This window comes from Bradyrhizobium sp. WSM4873 (assembly GCF_055811355.1).
The window spans coordinates 100,318-114,706 of record NZ_JBVVPS010000017.1 but is presented as its reverse complement, the minus strand read 5'-3'; the positions used below and the strand labels follow the sequence as shown (position 1 = coordinate 114,706).

At 63.4% G+C, this 14,389-nt stretch carries 21 protein-coding genes; 20 read left to right on the top strand and 1 reads right to left on the bottom strand.

Annotation, left to right across the window (positions count from 1 at the left end; all coding sequences use genetic code 11):
• Window positions 1-55 precede the first annotated feature (55 nt).
• The 20 genes from rplN to AC0L21_RS22325 all read left to right on the top strand — a co-directional run bounded on the left by rplN (window position 56) and on the right by AC0L21_RS22325 (window position 13,343).
• Window positions 56-424 (top strand): 50S ribosomal protein L14, encoded by a 369-nt coding sequence (gene rplN, locus AC0L21_RS22420; RefSeq protein WP_007603030.1) that lies wholly within the window; start codon window positions 56-58, stop codon window positions 422-424.
• Entirely contained in the window at window positions 424-738 is a 315-nt protein-coding gene (gene rplX, locus AC0L21_RS22415; protein WP_007603031.1) for a 50S ribosomal protein L24, read from the top strand. The genes rplN and rplX overlap by 1 nt, the downstream gene beginning before the upstream one ends.
• Window positions 731-1,288 (top strand): 50S ribosomal protein L5, encoded by a 558-nt coding sequence (gene rplE / locus AC0L21_RS22410; protein ID WP_007603032.1) that lies wholly within the window; start codon window positions 731-733, stop codon window positions 1,286-1,288. The genes rplX and rplE overlap by 8 nt, the downstream gene beginning before the upstream one ends.
• A 46-nt stretch (window positions 1,289-1,334) precedes the next feature.
• A complete protein-coding gene (gene rpsN, locus AC0L21_RS22405; protein WP_473263983.1) occupies window positions 1,335-1,640 on the top strand; it encodes a 30S ribosomal protein S14 in 306 nt (101 codons plus the stop codon).
• A 14-nt stretch (window positions 1,641-1,654) separates the two neighbouring features.
• A complete protein-coding gene (rpsH, locus tag AC0L21_RS22400) occupies window positions 1,655-2,053 on the top strand; it encodes a 30S ribosomal protein S8 (RefSeq protein ID WP_007603034.1) in 399 nt (132 codons plus the stop codon).
• 16 nt (window positions 2,054-2,069) lie between these two features.
• On the top strand, window positions 2,070-2,603 hold the full coding sequence (gene rplF, locus AC0L21_RS22395; protein WP_007603035.1) for a 50S ribosomal protein L6: 534 nt from the start codon (window positions 2,070-2,072) through the stop codon (window positions 2,601-2,603).
• Window positions 2,604-2,614: 11 nt separating this feature from the next.
• Window positions 2,615-2,977: a 50S ribosomal protein L18 gene (gene rplR, locus AC0L21_RS22390; protein ID WP_007603036.1), complete on the top strand. Its 363-nt coding sequence runs from the start codon at window positions 2,615-2,617 to the stop codon at window positions 2,975-2,977.
• 47 nt (window positions 2,978-3,024) lie between these two features.
• Window positions 3,025-3,612, top strand: coding sequence for a 30S ribosomal protein S5 (gene rpsE, locus AC0L21_RS22385; protein WP_007603037.1), 588 nt, complete (start codon window positions 3,025-3,027; stop codon window positions 3,610-3,612).
• A 25-nt stretch (window positions 3,613-3,637) separates the two neighbouring features.
• The gene (gene rpmD, locus AC0L21_RS22380) at window positions 3,638-3,844 is read left to right on the top strand and encodes a 50S ribosomal protein L30 (protein ID WP_211399432.1); all 207 of its coding nucleotides are present in this window, start codon (window positions 3,638-3,640) and stop codon (window positions 3,842-3,844) included.
• 73 nt (window positions 3,845-3,917) lie between these two features.
• The gene (gene rplO, locus AC0L21_RS22375; RefSeq protein WP_027518586.1) at window positions 3,918-4,403 is read left to right on the top strand and encodes a 50S ribosomal protein L15; all 486 of its coding nucleotides are present in this window, start codon (window positions 3,918-3,920) and stop codon (window positions 4,401-4,403) included.
• A gap of 152 nt (window positions 4,404-4,555) precedes the next feature.
• Window positions 4,556-5,887, top strand: coding sequence for a preprotein translocase subunit SecY (gene secY / locus AC0L21_RS22370; protein ID WP_007611601.1), 1,332 nt, complete (start codon window positions 4,556-4,558; stop codon window positions 5,885-5,887).
• Between the two features lie 307 nt (window positions 5,888-6,194).
• A complete protein-coding gene (locus AC0L21_RS22365) occupies window positions 6,195-7,076 on the top strand; it encodes an adenylate kinase (protein ID WP_473263982.1) in 882 nt (293 codons plus the stop codon).
• A gap of 187 nt (window positions 7,077-7,263) precedes the next feature.
• Complete coding sequence (gene rpsM, locus AC0L21_RS22360; protein ID WP_007611599.1) at window positions 7,264-7,632, top strand: 30S ribosomal protein S13; 369 nt, start codon at window positions 7,264-7,266, stop codon at window positions 7,630-7,632.
• Window positions 7,633-7,755: 123 nt separating this feature from the next.
• A complete protein-coding gene (gene rpsK, locus AC0L21_RS22355; protein ID WP_007603045.1) occupies window positions 7,756-8,145 on the top strand; it encodes a 30S ribosomal protein S11 in 390 nt (129 codons plus the stop codon).
• Window positions 8,146-8,256: 111 nt separating this feature from the next.
• On the top strand, window positions 8,257-9,288 hold the full coding sequence (locus AC0L21_RS22350) for a DNA-directed RNA polymerase subunit alpha (protein WP_007603046.1): 1,032 nt from the start codon (window positions 8,257-8,259) through the stop codon (window positions 9,286-9,288).
• A gap of 120 nt (window positions 9,289-9,408) precedes the next feature.
• Window positions 9,409-9,825, top strand: a complete 417-nt coding sequence (rplQ, locus tag AC0L21_RS22345) for a 50S ribosomal protein L17 (RefSeq protein ID WP_456769435.1) — start codon at window positions 9,409-9,411, stop codon at window positions 9,823-9,825.
• A gap of 118 nt (window positions 9,826-9,943) precedes the next feature.
• A complete protein-coding gene (locus AC0L21_RS22340; RefSeq protein WP_473263981.1) occupies window positions 9,944-10,783 on the top strand; it encodes a c-type cytochrome in 840 nt (279 codons plus the stop codon).
• 80 nt (window positions 10,784-10,863) lie between these two features.
• A complete protein-coding gene (locus AC0L21_RS22335) occupies window positions 10,864-11,652 on the top strand; it encodes an SDR family NAD(P)-dependent oxidoreductase (RefSeq protein WP_473263980.1) in 789 nt (262 codons plus the stop codon).
• Between the two features lie 9 nt (window positions 11,653-11,661).
• On the top strand, window positions 11,662-11,958 hold the full coding sequence (locus AC0L21_RS22330; protein ID WP_473263979.1) for a DUF1330 domain-containing protein: 297 nt from the start codon (window positions 11,662-11,664) through the stop codon (window positions 11,956-11,958).
• 56 nt (window positions 11,959-12,014) lie between these two features.
• Complete coding sequence (locus AC0L21_RS22325) at window positions 12,015-13,343, top strand: chloride channel protein (protein ID WP_473263978.1); 1,329 nt, start codon at window positions 12,015-12,017, stop codon at window positions 13,341-13,343.
• A 3-nt stretch (window positions 13,344-13,346) separates the two neighbouring features.
• Here the strand turns inward: AC0L21_RS22325 and AC0L21_RS22320 are convergent, their stop codons facing one another.
• Entirely contained in the window at window positions 13,347-14,360 is a 1,014-nt protein-coding gene (locus AC0L21_RS22320) for a zinc-binding alcohol dehydrogenase family protein (protein ID WP_473263977.1), read from the bottom strand.
• Between the last annotated feature and the right edge of the window lie 29 nt (window positions 14,361-14,389).

Here is a 14,389-nt window from a genome sequence, read left to right as displayed (position 1 = left end):
GGAAATGTTGAGCGCCGGCTGGGCTGGCGCAAATAGAAGAGGACGAGGTGCATCAATGATTCAGATGCAGACCAACCTCGACGTGGCCGATAATTCTGGCGCACGCCGTGTCATGTGTATCAAGGTGCTCGGGGGCTCCAAGCGCCGCTACGCCACGATCGGCGACATCATCGTTGTCTCGATCAAGGAAGCGATTCCGCGTGGCAAGGTGAAGAAGGGCGACGTGATGAAGGCCGTCGTGGTGCGCGTCCGCAAGGACATCCGCCGCGCCGACGGTTCGGTCATCCGCTTCGACCGCAACGCCGCCGTTCTGATCAACAATCAGTCCGAGCCGGTCGGTACCCGTATCTTCGGGCCCGTGCCGCGCGAGCTGCGCGCCAAGAACCACATGAAGATCATCTCGCTCGCGCCGGAGGTGCTGTGATGGCTGCGAAGATCCGCAAGGGCGATAAGGTCGTCGTGCTGACCGGCCGCGACAAGGGCCGCACCGGCGAGGTGTTCGAAGTGCGTCCCGACGCCGGTACGGCGCTGGTGCGCGGCATCAACATGGTCAAGCGTCACCAGAAGCAGACGCAGGCCCAGGAGGGCGGCATCATCTCGAAAGAGTCGCCGATCCAACTGTCCAACATCGCGTATGTCGGCAAGGACGGGAAGCCGACCCGCGTCGGATTCAAGATTCTGGCGGACGGCAAGAAGGTCCGCATCGCCAAGAGCTCGGGAGCTGAGATCGATGGCTGAGGCCGCTTACACGCCGCGCCTGCGCGCGGAATACGACGCGAAGATCCGGACGGAAATGACCGAGAAGTTCGGTTATGAGAACGTCATGCAGGTTCCGCGCCTGGACAAGGTCGTGCTGAACATGGGCGTTGGCGATTCCGTCAACGACCGCAAGAAGGCCGAGAACGCCGCTGCGGAATTGACCCAGATCGCCGGCCAGAAGGCGATCGTGACCTATTCGCGCATCGCGATCGCGACCTTCAAGTTGCGTGAGAACCAGCCGATCGGCTGCAAAGTCACGCTGCGCAAGGCCCGCATGTACGAGTTCATCGATCGCCTGGTGACGGTCGCGCTGCCGCGCGTCCGCGACTTCCGCGGCTTGAACCCGAAGAGCTTCGACGGCCGTGGCAACTACTCGCTCGGCCTCAAGGAACACATCATTTTCCCCGAGATCGACTTCGACAAGGTCACGGAATCCCGCGGTATGGACATCACCGTCTGCACCACGGCCAAGACCGACGACGAGGCGAGGGCCTTGTTGACCGCTTTCAATTTCCCGTTCCGGCAGTGAGACGCTGACCTAAAGCCTCTCAAACGCGGATACCCAGGAGCCAAGCATGGCAAAGAAGAGTTCAATCGAGAAGAACAACCGGCGCAAGCGGATGGCGAAGAACGCCGCCCCGAAGCGCGAGCGGTTGAAGGCGATCATCGCCGACAAGACGCTGCCGATGGAGGAGCGGTTCGCCGCGACCCTGAAGCTGGCGGAAATGCCGCGCAATTCGTCGGCGACCCGCATCCGTCTGCGTTGCGAGCTGACGGGCCGCCCGCGCTCGAACTACCGCAAGAACAAGCTGTCCCGTATCGCGCTGCGCGACCTTGGCTCCCGGGGCATGGTCCCGGGCCTCGTGAAGTCCAGCTGGTAAGGAGGGTCGTTTAAATGTCTACGCACGATCCAATCAGCGATCTGATCACCCGCATCCGTAACGCGCAGATGCGTTCCAAGAACAAGGTCTCCACGCCTGGTTCGAAGATGCGCGAGAACGTCCTCGAGGTGCTGAAGAGCGAAGGCTACATCCGCGGTTACGCCACGCTCGAGCACTCCTCGGGCCGTAGCGAGATCGAGATCGAGCTGAAGTATTTCGACGGCGAGCCCGTTATCCGCGAGATCGAGCGTGTCTCCAAGCCCGGGCGTCGCGTGTACGCCTCGGTGAAGAACCTGCCGCGGGTCAATAACGGACTCGGCATTTCGGTGTTGTCGACGCCGAAGGGAATCATGGCCGACCACAGTGCGCGTGAAGCGAACGTGGGCGGCGAAGTTCTCTTCACGGTGTTCTGAGAAGGATTTTTGATCCATGTCACGTGTTGGCAAAAGGCCGGTAGCGGTGCCGTCGGGTGTGACCGCGACCGTCGACGGGCAGACCGTCAAGATGAAGGGGCCGAAGGGCCAGCTTCAGTTCGTCGTCCATAACGACGTCGAGGTGAAGCTCGACAACGGCCAGGTCAAGGTGAACCCGCGGGTCGAGACCAACCGTGCGCGAGCCCTGTACGGGACCGCTCGCGCCCAGGTCGCGAATCTGGTCGAAGGCGTCACCAAGGGTTTCGAGAAGAAGCTCGAAATCACCGGCGTCGGTTACCGCGCTGCGCTGCAGGGCAAGAACCTGCAGCTCGCGCTCGGCTACAGCCACGACGTGGTCTACGCGATCCCGGAAGGGATCACGATCACCGTGCCGAAGCCGACCGAGATCACGGTGACCGGCAGCGACATTCAGCGCGTCGGCCAGGTCGCCGCCGAGATTCGCTCCTATCGTCCGCCGGAGCCCTATAAGGGCAAGGGCGTGAAGTATGTTGGCGAATTCATCTTCCGCAAGGAAGGCAAGAAGAAGTAACGGAGCCGGTCATGTCGAAAGCCAAGGTTACGAATGCCCGGCGCAAGCGCAGTGTACGACTGAAGCTGCGCCGCTCGGGTGGCGGCCGTCCGCGCCTGTCGGTGTTCCGCTCGTCCAAGCACATCTACGCCCAGGTCATCGACGACCTGAAGGGCGAGACGCTGGCCTCTGCCTCGTCGCTCGAGAAGTCGATGCGCGATGGCGGCAAGACCGGCGCCGACATCGATGCGGCGAAGGCGGTCGGCAAGCTGCTGGCCGAGCGCGCCGCCGAGAAGGGTGTCAAGGAAGTCGTGTTCGATCGCGGCAGCTATCTCTATCACGGGCGCGTCAAGGCTCTCGCCGACGCGGCGCGTGAGAGCGGGCTGAGCTTCTAACAGAATTTGAGGATTGAGGCGTAAGCCTCTGAAGGACTGGAAAAACCATGGCAGAACGCGAACAACGTGGTGGACGCGATCAACGCGGCGGCGGACGTGAACGCAGGGAAGAGCGCGACAGCGAGTTCGTCGACAAGCTCGTCCACATCAATCGCGTCGCCAAGGTCGTCAAGGGCGGCAAGCGCTTCGGTTTCGCAGCGCTGGTCGTGATCGGCGACCAGAAGGGCCGCGCCGGCTTCGGTCACGGCAAGGCGCGCGAAGTGCCCGAGGCGATCCGCAAGGCAACCGAATCCGCCAAGCGCAACCTGACCCGCGTGTCGTTGCGCGAGGGGCGTACGCTGCATCACGACATCGCGGGCCGTCACGGCGCCGGCCGTGTTTACCTGCGCGCAGCTCCGGCCGGTACCGGCATCATCGCTGGCGGTCCGATGCGCGCCGTGTTCGAGACGCTCGGCGTCCAGGACGTGGTTGCGAAGTCGATCGGCTCGTCGAACCCGTACAACATGGTTCGCGCGACCTTCGATGCGCTGAAGCATCAGGATTCACCGCGCTCGGTCGCTGCCCGCCGCAATATCAAGGTGTCCACCCTCCAGTCCCGCCGTATCGGTGGCGACGCCGAGGCGGTTGCCGAATAACGGAAGCTTTTCGGAGTAGACGCCCATGGCCAAGAGTGCCGTTACGACCGCAAAGACGATCAAACTCGAGCAGACCGGCAGCGCGATCCGCCGCCATCACTCGCAGCGTTCGACGCTGATCGGCCTCAAGCTCAACAAGATCGGCCGCACCAGCGAACTGCCGGACACCCCGGCGGTCCGTGGCATGATCTTGAAGGTTCACCATCTCGTTCGCATCGTCGACGAGAAGTAAGCAAAGGCGCACCATCCCGAAGCGGAGACCCGTTTTCGGTGAAGGTCATGCGCAAGAAACAAGGAGCAGGGCGATGAAGCTCAGCGATATCGCCGACAATGCCGGCTCGCGCAAGAAGCGTATGCGTGTCGGCCGCGGCATTGGTTCGGGCAAGGGCAAGCAGGCCGGCCGCGGTGGCAAGGGCCAGACCGCGCGTTCGGGCGTGCGCATCAAGGGTTTCGAAGGCGGCCAGATGCCCTTGCATCGCCGTCTGCCCAAGCGCGGCTTCAACAACATCTTCCGCGTCGAGTTCGCCGAGATCAATCTCGACCGGCTCCAAGACGCGGTCGATGCCAAGAAGATCGACGCCGGCAGCGTCGTGAACGTCGAATCCCTGGTCAAGGCCGGCGTGCTGCGCCGCGCCAAGGGTGGCCTGCGGCTGCTCGGCCGCGGCGAGTTCAAGGCCAAGCTCAACATCGAAGTGCACGGCGCCTCGAAGACCGCGATCGCGGCAGTCGAGAAGGCCGGCGGCTCGGTGAAGATCCTCGCGCCTGCCAAGGAAGAAGGCGAGGCGGCGTAACAACTGCGTCATCGGCCCGCGGCTCGCGGGCCTTTACGCACGCGGGACGATGGACTTATCGAAGCCGTAGCCCCAGATAATGTCCGGTGTCCGGTATAATGTAGCCCGGCCGCGGGCATGACGGCGCAAAAAGCGGCGGGAGAAAGTCCAAGATGGCCTCTGCAGCGGAACAACTGGCAGCCAATCTCAATTTCGGTGCGTTTGCCAAGGCCGACGAACTGAAGAAGCGCATCTGGTTCACCCTGGGGGCGCTGCTCGTTTATCGGCTCGGGACCTACATCCCGCTGCCGGGCATCGATCCCAACATCTGGGAGCAGGTGTTCCGCTCGCAGGCGGGCGGCATCCTCGGCATGTTCAACATGTTCGCCGGCGGCGGCATTCACCGCATGGCGATCTTTGCGCTGAACATCATGCCGTACATCTCGGCCTCCATCATCATCCAGCTCCTGACCACCGTCTCGCCGCAGCTCGAGGCGCTGAAAAAGGAGGGCGAGTCCGGCCGCAAGCTGCTGAACCAGTACACCCGCTATCTCACGGTGATCCTGGCCGCGTTCCAGTCCTACGGCATCGCGGTGGGCCTCGAAGGCGCCGGCAACGTCGTCAGCGACCCCGGCATGTTCTTCCGTCTGTCCACGGCGATCACGCTGACCGGGGGCACGATGTTCCTGATGTGGCTGGGCGAGCAGATCACCTCGCGCGGCATCGGCAACGGCATTTCCCTGATCATTCTCTCCGGCATCGTCGCCGAGCTGCCCGCGGCGCTCGCCAACATGCTCGAGCTCGGCCGTCAGGGTGCGATGTCGACCGGCCTGATTCTGGTCGTCATCATCATGGCGGTCGCCGTGATCGCCTTCATCGTGTTCGTGGAGCGCGCCCAGCGGCGGCTCTTGATCCAGTATCCGAAGCGCCAAGTCGGCAACAAGATGTTCGAGGGGCAGTCCTCGCATCTGCCGCTCAAGCTCAACACCTCGGGCGTGATCCCGCCGATCTTCGCGTCCTCGCTGCTGCTGCTGCCGACCACGGTTGCGAACTTCAACGCGGGCAGCGGACCGGAATGGTTCCAGTGGATCAACACCCAGCTCGGCCACGGCCGTCCGCTGTTCCTGATCATGTATCTGGCGCTGATCGTGTTCTTCGCCTTCTTCTACACCGCGATCGTGTTCAATCCGACCGAGACCGCGGACAATCTGAAGAAGCACGGCGGCTTCATTCCGGGCATCCGTCCCGGCGAGCGTACCGCGGAATATATCGACTACGTGCTGTCGCGCATCACCGTGCTCGGCGCGGTCTATCTCGCGATCGTCTGCTTGATCCCGGAAATCCTGATCTCCTACGCGTCGGTGCCGTTCTACTTCGGCGGCACGTCGCTGCTGATCGTCGTCAGCGTCACCATGGACACGGTGGCGCAGGTGCAGGGCTATCTCCTGGCGCATCAGTACGAAGGCTTGATTCGGAAATCAAAGCTGCGCGGCCGCCGCCGTTAAGCGCGGCGTCCTCTCGGGCGGCGCGATTGCGCCGCCGAATCGCTGCGCGTGCAGCGCGCGCGGACGGCGAGCCGGCCATTCGGTCGCCTCGGCGGAGTCGCTCTTGCCGTCGTGCAAGCACTGATCTCCAAGCACTGATCTCCAAGCACTGATCTCCAAGCACTGATCTCAAAGGCTTCTTGGCGTCCGGCCATTTGCTCCCCTATGATATGGGTAGCGGTGCGGCGCTGATTATGATTTGCACTGTAACTGGACTTCAAAACACAGGCGCGCGACGTATCGCGCACCAATCGGGGGGCGTACGCCGATGAGAATTATACTTCTGGGGCCACCGGGATCGGGCAAGGGCACCCAGGCGCAGCTGCTGGTGCAGCGCTATGGCATCGTCCAGCTCTCGACCGGCGAGATGTTGCGTGCAGCGGTGGCGGCCGGAACGCCGGTCGGGCTCAAGGCCAAGGAGATCATGGCCAGCGGCGGTCTCGTGCCAGACGATGTCGTGGTCGGAATCATCTCCGATCGGATCGATCAGCCGGATGCAAAAAACGGTTTCATCCTCGATGGTTTCCCGCGGACCGTGCCGCAGGCCGAGGCGCTGGATGAGCTGCTCAAGCACAAGCACCTCAAGCTCGACGCCGTGATCGAGCTCCGCGTTAACGAGAGCGCGCTCCTGAACCGCGTCGAGACTCGCGTCGCCCAGATGCGCGAGCGGGGGGAGGAGGTCCGGCTCGACGACACCCCGGAAGTCCTGACCAAGCGGTTAGCCAGCTACCGCAGCCAGACGGAACCGCTGATTCACTACTATTCCGAGCGGCGGAAGCTCTCGACCATCGATGGTATGATGGCCATCGACGAGGTCACCCGCGCCATCCATCGCCAGCTCCTGGCGCTCGGGGCGGTCGAGCCCAAGACGCATGGCAAGACGCACGCCCGGGGTGCGACAAAGGCGGCCCCGGCCAGAAAGGCCAAGGCGGCGAAGAAATCGGCCAAAAAGCCCGCGAAGACGGCCAAAAAGGCCGCCAAATCCAAGAAGGCGGCCAAGAAGGCTACGAAGGCAGGCAAGAGAATCGTCAAGAAAGCCGCCAAGGAGGCGGGGAAGAAGAAGGCAGCCAAAAAGACCGCAAGGAAGGCTGTCAAGAAAGGTGCCAAAAGAGCCGCAAAAAAGGTCACGAAAAAGCGAGCTAAGCGCTAGCAGCGGTTGACGAAAGCCCCCTGAATCCCCTAATAAGCCCCGCATCCAAGTCGGATAGTTTCAAACGATGCCGGGCCCCAGGAAGACCAGGGGTGGGCGTCGTGTTCGCGTTTGTGAACACCTGCCCGAGAAACCAAGCACTTAAAGCACGATTCCTGACGAGGGATCGGCGACAGGAGAGAAGGCCGTGGCCCGTATTGCCGGCGTGAACATCCCGACCAACAAGCGCGTGCTGATCGCGCTCCAGTACATCCATGGCATCGGTCAGAAGATCGCCGGTGAGATCATGGAGAAGGTCAAGATCCCAGACGATCGTCGGGTCAATCAGCTCAGCGACGCCGAAGTGCTTCAGATCCGCGAAGTGATCGACCGCGACTATCTCGTCGAGGGCGATTTGCGTCGTGAGGTCGGCATCAACATCAAGCGTCTGATGGACCTCGGCTGCTACCGCGGCCTGCGCCATCGTCGCGGTCTGCCGGTGCGTGGCCAGCGTACCCACACCAATGCGCGTACGCGCAAGGGTCCGGCCAAGGCCATCGCCGGCAAGAAGAAGTAAGTTTTCGCATCCAATCACGGCGTGTGGCGGCCCGGGGATGACCCGTTCGCCACGCGCCTTTCGTTCCACAGGTGTAGCCGCTGGCATTACGGCGGCGTTTGAGATCTTCAGGAAAGGTAGTCTATGGGCAAGGAAGCCACCCGCGTTCGTCGTCGTGAGCGCAAGAACATCGCCTCCGGCGTCGCGCACGTGAACTCGTCGTTCAACAACACGACCATCACCATCACCGACGCGCAGGGCAACACGATTGCCTGGTCCTCCGCCGGCACGATGGGCTTCAAGGGCTCGCGCAAGTCGACCCCGTATGCCGCACAGGTTGCCGCCGAGGACGTGTCCAAGAAGGCGCAGGAGCACGGCATGCGCACGCTGGAAGTCGAAGTCGCCGGTCCCGGTTCGGGCCGCGAATCGGCGCTTCGGGCGCTCCAGGCTGCGGGCTTCACCGTCACCTCGATCCGCGACGTGACCACGATCCCGCACAACGGTTGCCGTCCCCGCAAGCGTCGGCGCGTTTGATACCAGATTGCGGGCGCATTGGCGCCCGCGATTACTTTTTGCAAAGCCGTGGAAATGATCTGCGGCCTTTCTCCAACGCCAGTGCCTGCAACAGCAGTCTGACTGGCCTGTATGGGTGAAACAGTGACGATCCAGAAAAATTGGCAAGAACTGATTCGGCCGAACAAGCTGCAGGTACAGCCCGGCAGCGATCCGACCCGTTTCGCGACCATCGTCGCCGAGCCGCTCGAGCGCGGTTTCGGCCAGACGCTCGGCAACGCGCTGCGCCGCATCCTGCTGTCCTCGCTCCAGGGCGCGGCGGTGCAGTCGGTGCACATCGACGGCGTGCTGCACGAGTTCTCCTCGATCGCGGGCGTCCGTGAGGACGTCACCGACATCGTGCTCAACATCAAGGACATCTCGATCAAGATGCAGGGCGAAGGCCCCAAGCGCATGGTCGTCAAGAAGTCCGGCCCGGGCGTCGTCACCGCTGGCGACATCCAGACCGTGGGCGACGTCGTCGTGCTCAATCCCGACCTGCAGATCTGTACGCTCGACGAGGGCGCCGAGATCCGCATGGAGTTCACGGTCGCAACCGGCAAGGGCTACGTGCCCGCCGAGCGCAACCGTCCCGAGGACGCGCCGATCGGCCTGATCCCGGTCGACAGCCTCTACTCGCCGGTCCGCAAGGTCTCCTACAAGGTCGAGAACACCCGCGAGGGCCAAATCCTCGACTACGACAAGCTGACCATGACGATCGAGACCAACGGCGCGCTGACGCCGGATGATTCCGTGGCCTACGCTGCGCGCATCCTGCAGGATCAGCTCAACGTGTTCGTCAACTTCGAAGAGCCGCGCAAGGAAGTCGCCCAGGAGATCATCCCGGACCTCGCCTTCAACCCGGCCTTCCTCAAGAAGGTGGACGAGCTCGAGCTGTCGGTGCGTTCGGCCAACTGCTTGAAGAACGACAACATCGTCTACATCGGCGACCTCGTGCAGAAGAGCGAAGCGGAAATGCTCCGCACTCCGAACTTCGGCCGCAAGTCGCTGAACGAGATCAAGGAAGTGCTGGCCCAGATGGGTCTGCATCTCGGCATGGAAGTGCCGGGCTGGCCGCCGGAGAACATCGACGAGCTCGCCAAGCGCTTCGAGGATCACTACTGATCCGAACGACGATAGGCTAAGGCGCGAATTCATCGCGCCTTAGCGGGCGAACGCAGGCAGCCCACCTGAGCAACTGTCCGACGAACCGTCGCGACGAATGAAATTCAAGGAATAGATAAAATGCGTCACGGCAAGGTTCATCGCAAGCTCAACCGCACCGCCGAGCATCGCCGCGCGATGTTCGCCAACATGTGCGCCGCGCTGATCAAGCACGAGCAGATCGTCACCACGCTGCCGAAGGCGAAGGAATTGCGTCCGATCGTCGAGAAGCTGATCACCCTCGGCAAGAAGGGCGGCCTGTCCATGCGTCGCCAGGCCATCTCCGAGATGCGCGACAAGGATCAGGTCAGGAAGCTGTTCGACACGCTCGCGCCCCGCTACAAGGATCGACAGGGTGGCTACACCCGCATCATCAAGGCCGGCTTCCGCTACGGCGACAACGCCCCGATGGCCGTGATCGAGTTCGTCGATCGCGACGTCGATGCCAAGGGCCAGGACTCCGGTCCGGTGCAGGAAAAGGAAGCCGAGGCGGCGTAAGCCGACCGCGGAGAGTTTTCAGAAAGCGGCGCCTTCGGGCGCCGTTTTTTTGTTGGCGCGGCTGCCTCTCATACCGCGCATCGTTTCGTTGAACGCGATTCCGGCCGGGGGGCTCTCGATGAGGATTGTGTCAGGGATTGCGCTGGCGCTGCTGATGTCGCCGGCCTCTGGCGAGACGCTGGTCGAGCGCGGCGCCTATCTCGTCAACAGCGTGATGGTTTGCCACAACTGCCACACGCCGCGAGGGCCGCAAGGGCTCGATCTCTCTCGCGCGCTCTCCGGCGGCAGCCAGGTTTTTGACGAGCCCGCCTTCAAGGTCTCTGGCTCCAACATCACACCGGACAAGGACACCGGCATCGGCAATTGGACCGACGCGGAGCTGAGGCGGTTTCTCGTCAGCGGCGTCAGGCCGAACGGAACCAGGGTCGCGCCGATCATGCCGACCGCGTTCTACACCGTGCTCACCACCCGCGATCTCGACGCGCTCGCAGCTTATTTGCACTCGGTGCCGTCGGTGCATCACGAGACGCCGGCGCCGGAGTACCGCATCATGCTGAAGCCGGAGATGCCGACCTACGCCGGCAAGCAAGCGAGCGAGGCTGAGCTGTCCGACAAGCTCGCGCGTGGGCGCTATCTCCTGACCATCGCCCATTGCCTGGAATGCCACACGCCGGACGGCCCGTCCGCCGTGCACGATTTCGCCGGAGCAAGCGGCAAGGGCGGTCGGACGTTCAAGGGGCCGTGGGGTGAATCTGTCTCTCCCAACATCACCGCGGATACAGCCGCGGGCATCGGCGGGTGGAGCGACGACGAAATCAAACGTGCGATTACACAAGGCATTGCACGCGACGGCCACAAACTGAAGCCGCCGATGGCCTATGCTGCCTATGCCAGCATGACGGCCCAGGATCTCGATGCCATCGTCGCGTTTCTCAGGACGCTTCCGCCTCACAACTGAATCCTCACGCGTCGGTGAGGAGCGATTGCACGCGCCCTTGCAGCTCACGATATCTCCGTCAGCTCTAATGGAGACATAGCATGAAGATCGACCTTTCCGGAAAGACCGCCCTCGTGACCGGCTCGACCGCCGGCATCGGCCACGCCATCGCCAGAGGCCTTGCCGGCTCGGGTGCGAGCGTCGTGATCAACGGACGCGGCCAGGACAAGGTCGATGCGGCCGTGCGCAAGCTGGAGGGAGCGGGCGGAAAGGTCCGCGGCATCGCCGCCGATGTCTCGACCGCTGCCGGCTGCAAGGCGCTTACCGCGGCGCTGCCAGACGTCGATATCCTCATCAACAATGCCGGCATCTTCGAGCCGAAGGACTTCTTCGACATTCCGGACGAGGACTGGAGCCGCTTTTTCGAGGTCAACGTGATGAGCGGCGTGCGCCTCTCGCGCGCGTACATGAAGGGCATGCTCAAGCGCAACTGGGGCCGAATCGTCTTCATCTCCTCGGAGTCCGGGCTCAACATTCCCGTCGAGATGATCCACTACGGCATGAGCAAGACGGCGCAGCTCTCGGTCGCGCGCGGCCTGGCGCAGCTCACACGCGGCACAGGCGTCACCGTCAATTCCGTGCTGCCAGGCCCGACAATGTCGGAAGGTGTCGAGACGTTCGTGAAGGATCTTGCCAAGCAGAACGGCCAGTCGGTCGATGAGGCCGCGGCCAATTTCGTCAAGCAGCATCGCCCAAGCTCGCTGCTCCAGCGCTTTGCCAGCGTCGACGAGATCGCCAACATGGTGGTCTATGCAGCTTCGAAGGAAGCCTCCGCGACCAACGGTGCGGCGCTGCGCGCGGAAGGCGGCATCGTCAACACGATTGCCTGAGATCAGCTCATGCCGGCCTATGTGATCTCGGAGGTCGAGGCGCGCGATCAGGCCGCAATGGAGGCCTATCGCACGCTGGCTGCTGCAACCATCGCGCAATATGGCGGCCGCTATCTCGTCCGCGGCGGCGCCACCGAGGTGGTGGAGGGCGGCCCGCCGCCTAAGACCATGATCATCGTGGAGTTTCCATCGATGAAACGCGCGCGCGAATGGTACGCCTCGCCGGAATACGCCGAAGCGCTGAAGCTGCGGCAGACGGCGCTGGAGCGGCGGTTGATGTTCGTCGAGGGCGCGGTTCCAGTCTAGCTGGTCTGCTCGCTTGCCTCTTCAATTCGCGGCGGGACCGGCTAAACCTCGGCTTCATGCTCTGGCCCCTGTCGACCCGCCACAAACGCCTGTTCAGGCTGACATCCGCGCGATGGCAGCGGCGGGCGATCTTCGTGCTCGGTGGGATCGGGGTGGGCGCCGCGGCGGTGGTGCTGGCCCAGCTCGCCGATCTGGCCCAGCACGCCTTCGCGCTGGTGTTGGCCAAGTCGCGCTACGCCGTGCTGGCGGTGACACCTCTCGGCTTCATGCTTTCGGCCTATCTGACCACCCGGCTGTTCCCGAACGCACAGGGCAGCGGCATTCCCCAGGCGATCGCCGCGCGGCATCTGACCGACCAGGCGGCGCGCGAGAGCCTGGTCTCGATCCGAATCGCGATCGGAAAGGTGATCCTCACCTTGTTCGGCCTGCTATGCGGTGGCTCCGTCGGCCGGGAAGGACCGAGCGTTCAAGTCGGCGCTTCCATCATGTTCGCGCTCGGACGCGTCTCGCCACGCCGCCAGCCCGGATTGATCCTGGCCGGCGCGGCCGCCGGCGTCGCGGCCGCCTTCAACACGCCGCTGGCGGGGATCGTCTTCGGCATCGAGGAGATGAGCCGTGCTTTCGAGACACGTACCAGCAGTCTCATCATCGCAGCGGTGATCGCGGCCGGTCTGACCTCGCTCGCGCTGATGGGCAATTACGCCTATTTCGGCAGCAGTGCGATGTCGCTAGCCCCCGGTGCCGACTGGCTGGCGGTTCCGGTGTGTGGCGTGGTTGGTGGCGTGGCCGGCGGCGTCTTCAGCCGTATCGTCATCGTGATGGCGCGCGGCTTCGCCCATCCGCTAGGGCGTTCGGTCAAGCGCCACCCGTTGTGGTTTGCGCTCGTGTGCGGCTTCGCAGTCGCGATCTGCGGCATCGTCTCCGGCGATACGATCTATGGCACAGGCTACCAGCAGGTAAAGACGGCCCTGGAGCAGGGCGCACCGCTGCCGCAGGACTTCGGCATCCTCAAGCTTCTCGCCACCACCTTCGCGGCAATCAGTGGCATACCCGGCGGAATCTTTTCGCCGTCACTCGCCGTTGGGGCCGGCCTCGGCAGCAATATCGCGTCCTTCTTCCACGACGCTCCGCTCGGTGCGATCATGTTGCTCGGCATGGTCTCGTATTTTGCCGGTGTGGTGCAGGCGCCGATCACCGCTTTCGTCATCGTGACCGAGATGACCGACAACCACGCCATGGTGGTGCCGTTGATGGCCGCCGCCCTGATTGCACATGCCACATCGCGGATGATCTGCGAGGAGGGGATCTACCACGCGCTCGCGAAGGGCTTTATCGAGCGGGCGACGCGTCCGCCTGAGACGAATGCGGCGCCCGCTTCGAGCTAAGACCTACCACCCCTCCAGCACGATCTTGCCGCGCGACTTGCCGCTCTCGAGCAGCGCGTGGGCCCGCTTGAGATTGGCCGCGTTGATCGTGCCGAAGGTCTGGTCGAGCGTCGTGCGCAGCACGCCCTTGTCGATGAGGTCGGCGACGTCATTGAGCAGATGATGCTGCGCGATCATGTCGGCGGTCTGGAACGAGGAGCGCGTGAACATCGATTCCCAATGCACCGAAATTGCCTTGCCCTTGAACGCGCTCACAGTGAATTCCGGGGGATCGTCGATCAGGCCGAACCTGCCCTGCGGCGCCATGAAGTCGGCGATGCTCTTGTAGTGCTGGTCGGTGAAGGTGAGGCTCGCCACCAGCGCGACCGGCGGCAGCATGAGCTTCTCGATCTGCTCCTTCATCGGTTGGCCGTGGTCGATCACCGCATGCGCGCCGAGATCGAGGCACCATTTTTGCGATTCCGGCCGCGTCGCGGTCGCGACCACCGTGAGGCCGGTGAGGCGGCGGGCGAGCTGGATCAGGATCGAGCCGACGCCGCCGGCGCCGCCGGTGATCAAGAGCGTGCGCGGATCGACACTCTTGCCGGGCACCGCACCGAGCCGATCGAACAACAGCTCCCAGGCGGTGATGGAGGTGAGGGGAAGGGCGGCGGCCTGCGCGAACGACAGGCTCTTCGGCTTGTTGCCGACGATACGCTCGTCGACAAGGTGGAATTCGGAATTGGTACCCTGGCGCAGGATCGAGCCGGCGTAAAATACCTCATCGCCCGGCTTGAACAGCGAGACGTCAGGCCCCACGGCATCGACCACGCCTGCCGCGTCATAGCCCAGAATCTTGGTCTCGCCCTCGGGCGGGGCGGCGCGCTTGCGCACCTTGTAGTCGACCGGATTGGCCGAGATCGCCTTTACGGCGACGCGGATATCACGGCCCTTGGGTTCGGGCTTGGCGGTCTCGAAATCGAACAGCGCGTCCTGATCCTCGATCGGAAGCGATTTCTTGTAGCCGACGGCCTTCATGGCTTGTCTCCTTCGAAAGTGTTGCAGGT

Excerpts from the sequence above, each read along its gene's own strand:
- AC0L21_RS22340 (WP_473263981.1), top strand. The coding sequence starts at position 9,944 with ATGAGGATTGTGTCAGGGATTGCGCTGGCGCTGCTGATGTCGCCGGCC.
- rpsK (WP_007603045.1), top strand. The coding sequence starts at position 7,756 with ATGGGCAAGGAAGCCACCCGCGTTCGTCGTCGTGAGCGCAAGAACATC.
- AC0L21_RS22365 (WP_473263982.1), top strand. The coding sequence starts at position 6,195 with ATGAGAATTATACTTCTGGGGCCACCGGGATCGGGCAAGGGCACCCAG.
- rplF (WP_007603035.1), top strand. The coding sequence starts at position 2,070 with ATGTCACGTGTTGGCAAAAGGCCGGTAGCGGTGCCGTCGGGTGTGACC.
- AC0L21_RS22325 (WP_473263978.1), top strand. The coding sequence starts at position 12,015 with ATGCTCTGGCCCCTGTCGACCCGCCACAAACGCCTGTTCAGGCTGACA.
- rpsN (WP_473263983.1), top strand. The coding sequence starts at position 1,335 with ATGGCAAAGAAGAGTTCAATCGAGAAGAACAACCGGCGCAAGCGGATG.
- rplE (WP_007603032.1), top strand. The coding sequence starts at position 731 with ATGGCTGAGGCCGCTTACACGCCGCGCCTGCGCGCGGAATACGACGCG.
- rplX (WP_007603031.1), top strand. The coding sequence starts at position 424 with ATGGCTGCGAAGATCCGCAAGGGCGATAAGGTCGTCGTGCTGACCGGC.
- rplN (WP_007603030.1), top strand. The coding sequence starts at position 56 with ATGATTCAGATGCAGACCAACCTCGACGTGGCCGATAATTCTGGCGCA.
- AC0L21_RS22330 (WP_473263979.1), top strand. The coding sequence starts at position 11,662 with ATGCCGGCCTATGTGATCTCGGAGGTCGAGGCGCGCGATCAGGCCGCA.
- AC0L21_RS22320 (WP_473263977.1), bottom strand. The coding sequence starts at position 14,360 with ATGAAGGCCGTCGGCTACAAGAAATCGCTTCCGATCGAGGATCAGGAC.
- rplO (WP_027518586.1), top strand. The coding sequence starts at position 3,918 with ATGAAGCTCAGCGATATCGCCGACAATGCCGGCTCGCGCAAGAAGCGT.
- AC0L21_RS22350 (WP_007603046.1), top strand. The coding sequence starts at position 8,257 with ATGGGTGAAACAGTGACGATCCAGAAAAATTGGCAAGAACTGATTCGG.
- rplQ (WP_456769435.1), top strand. The coding sequence starts at position 9,409 with ATGCGTCACGGCAAGGTTCATCGCAAGCTCAACCGCACCGCCGAGCAT.
- rpsE (WP_007603037.1), top strand. The coding sequence starts at position 3,025 with ATGGCAGAACGCGAACAACGTGGTGGACGCGATCAACGCGGCGGCGGA.
- secY (WP_007611601.1), top strand. The coding sequence starts at position 4,556 with ATGGCCTCTGCAGCGGAACAACTGGCAGCCAATCTCAATTTCGGTGCG.
- AC0L21_RS22335 (WP_473263980.1), top strand. The coding sequence starts at position 10,864 with ATGAAGATCGACCTTTCCGGAAAGACCGCCCTCGTGACCGGCTCGACC.
- rplR (WP_007603036.1), top strand. The coding sequence starts at position 2,615 with ATGTCGAAAGCCAAGGTTACGAATGCCCGGCGCAAGCGCAGTGTACGA.
- rpmD (WP_211399432.1), top strand. The coding sequence starts at position 3,638 with ATGGCCAAGAGTGCCGTTACGACCGCAAAGACGATCAAACTCGAGCAG.
- rpsH (WP_007603034.1), top strand. The coding sequence starts at position 1,655 with ATGTCTACGCACGATCCAATCAGCGATCTGATCACCCGCATCCGTAAC.